The following is a 207-nucleotide window of genomic DNA, read 5'->3' on the forward strand; positions in this document are numbered from 1 at the left end:
CAGTCCCTCACCACGATCGCCGAACGTGCCGGTCCACACATGAGGACCAGCACGCACCCTGGCGCGGGGTGGAGCAGCCCGGTAGCTCGTCAGGCTCATAACCTGAAGGTCACAGGTTCAAATCCTGTCCCCGCAACCAAACACACCACATACACCTCACAAGACCGCAAACAGCCGGCCCGCGCACCACGCAGGCCGGCTGTTTGC

1 tRNA gene is annotated in these 207 nt (G+C 63.3%); it reads left to right on the forward strand.

Annotated elements, in window-relative coordinates:
• Positions 1-62 precede the first annotated feature (62 nt).
• Positions 63-139: transfer RNA gene (locus MKK70_RS22990), tRNA-Met, on the forward strand.
• Positions 140-207 lie beyond the last annotated feature (68 nt).

The sequence above is a fragment of the Methylobacterium sp. E-041 genome (genome assembly GCF_022829665.1).
Classification (GTDB): Bacteria; Pseudomonadota; Alphaproteobacteria; order Rhizobiales; family Beijerinckiaceae; genus Methylobacterium.